The sequence below is a fragment of the Bacillus sp. 05T31 genome (genome assembly GCF_056396725.1).
The window spans coordinates 1-1,425 of the sequence record NZ_JBFTMA010000895.1 but is presented as its reverse complement, the minus strand read 5'-3'; the positions used below and the strand labels follow the sequence as shown (position 1 = coordinate 1,425).

At 28.9% G+C, this 1,425-nt stretch carries 1 protein-coding gene; it reads left to right on the top strand.

Annotated elements, in window-relative coordinates:
- The first annotated feature begins 517 nt into the window (after positions 1 to 517).
- Positions 518 to 1,003, top strand: a complete 486-nt coding sequence (locus AC1DJR_RS29645) for a hypothetical protein (RefSeq protein WP_429686555.1) — start codon at positions 518 to 520, stop codon at positions 1,001 to 1,003.
- Positions 1,004 to 1,425: the final 422 nt, after the last annotated feature.

Below are 1,425 nucleotides of genomic sequence, written 5' to 3'. Positions count from 1 at the left end.
AGACACCCTCAGGTGTCTTCCGCCGACTTGAACCATCTTAATTTTAATAATATGTATTGGACTCTTATAAAAATATTATTTTACTATACTAAGTTATTTTTGTTTAATGAGAAATAGGGTTCTAATCTATATTATATAAAGAAAAGCTACTTAAAGGTGCTCTCCGCCGACTTGATAACCATATGTTATATATAGAATTACTGTAACAAGTTATTCGATTTCAAATCATATTAATTCTTCTAAATATTTACATGTACCTAATTATAAACTTCATTAAGTTCCCATTTATTTACAAGGTAATTTTATCAGAAAAATACATAGATAACTAGACTTGTAATCAAATTCTATTAATAATAAGATTTGGTTATTTAGTAAAAAAATGTAATTCATACATCAGAGGGGTTCATATGGTACATAAAAAAATATCTTTAAAGTAAGTTCTGTAGCTTTAGCTTTATCAATCGGTTTTACTGCTGTAGCACCAACTTCATCTGCTTTTGCAGAGGAAAATAGAGAAGTGGCAGTTCAACCAACATTTTCACCGATAGTTGGAGATACTGTTACTTTTAATAAAGTATCGGAAATTGAACATTTGAGTGTCGTTGATAATGGAGGTACTTTTGCAGGGAAAGCAGATCAGTTTGAGAATATAGAAAATTATTTTAAGTTTGATGATAATGGTAAAGTAGTATTCGATAGAGTCAAAGCTTTAAACGAATTAGACTTTTCTGTTGAAGAGGTAGATTTATTAACTAGAATGACTAGTGAGATGACAGGAATGGATAATAAATTTGGAATTCAAAAAAGAGGTTGGGTTGGTATAACAGTGAAATTCGGACCAGAAGTTCGTAAAATGAACGGAGCAGCTGCAGGTGCCGCTGCCGCTATTAGCGTGTTTGCAGCTGGAGCAGTTGGATATGCTGTTTCTCAGGGACTTAAATCTGTAAAACTTGGAAAAGAGATTGTTGGAGCTGGTTGGTCAACAACAGTGACGACACCATAAATGAATAAATTTTTAACATATGTATTAATTTATACAAGTTTAATGATAATGATAATGTTAATTTTTAATTTTTCAGTAGTAATAAATGTTGCAATATTTATTCTCAGTTTAGCTTTTATAAAGGGGGTTTTAGTAGGTAATATCCGTGAATTGTACAACTTGTATTCATTAAAAAACATGTTAATTTGTAAAAAGCTAATAGTTTTAGAAGCTATATATATTTATRTTGTTTTAGTTATTTGTATGTCACTAGGTAATATGAACAATGTATTATTTATGTCTATAAACAATACAGATATGTATATTAATAAATTTGTATTTAGTTTTTATATTATGATTATAATATACAGATTCTTGCTAATGAGGACATTTGAAGTTGTATATAAAAAACTAGCTTCTTGATATGTTAAGTGGTATTGAAT